The following is a 1036-nucleotide window of genomic DNA, read 5'->3' on the forward strand; positions in this document are numbered from 1 at the left end:
ACTCCGCTTGGGTTGTACACATTCGGCAAAGAAGAAAAATCGGTCGTCGTCAGCGGCGATATCGACACAATTAAAGACTTGAAAAATATGAGAATTCCAGCGGCGTCTGCCGGAGGCGCAAGCGCGCAAGCCGGAGCGCAAAGTGCGCAGGCGGCCCAGGGGGCGCAGGCTCAAGCCGGGGCACAGAGCGCCGGACAAGCTCAGCAAAGCGCGGGAGTCCCGACGGTTAAGCTGTCTGACATCGCAACGATTAAAGATGTCAAAAAAGCCGAATCCATTTCACGAACCAATGGCAAAGACAGCATCGGCATCAGCGTCATTAAAGCAAACGACGCCAATACCGTCGAGGTAGCCGACAACGTAAAAGCTGAACTCGAACAATTCAAAAAAGACCACAAAGGCTTCAAATACAGCTCGACATACGATCAGGCCGAACCGATCACCGAGTCGGTCGAGACGATGCTGAGCAAAGCGATTTTCGGAGCGATCTTTGCGGTTGTGATCATTCTCTTATTCCTAAGGGATATTAAATCAACATTAATCTCGGTCATTTCGATTCCATTGTCATTGTTAATCGCACTGCTCGTCCTGAACCAGCTTGATATCACGCTGAATATCATGACGCTCGGCGCCATGACAGTCGCCATCGGACGGGTTGTCGACGACTCGATCGTCGTCATCGAAAACATTTACCGCCGCATGAGGCTGAAAGATGAGCCGCTGCGCGGAAAAGCGCTCGTGCGCGAAGCGACGAAGGAAATGTTCATGCCGATCATGTCATCAACGATCGTGACAATCGCGGTATTCCTGCCGCTCGCACTTGTCGGCGGTCAAATCGGCGAATTGTTCATGCCGTTTGCTTTAACGATTGTATTCGCGCTCGCTGCATCCCTCTTGATCGCGATCACGCTCGTGCCGATGCTTGCGCACACCCTCTTCAAAAAATCATTGACAGGCGCGCCGGTAAAGGCGAAAGAACACAAGCCTGGGGTACTGGCCAACTTCTACAAAAAAGTGTTGAATTGGTCGCTCAGCC

1 protein-coding gene is annotated in these 1036 nt (G+C 52.0%); it reads left to right on the plus strand.

Annotation, left to right across the window (positions count from 1 at the left end; genetic code table 11):
- A partial coding sequence (locus ACWHAR_RS23180; RefSeq protein ID WP_452087960.1) for an efflux RND transporter permease subunit occupies positions 1 to 1036 on the plus strand: 1036 nt, incomplete at both ends.

It is taken from the genome of Bacillus sp. LR--39 (assembly GCF_053613335.1).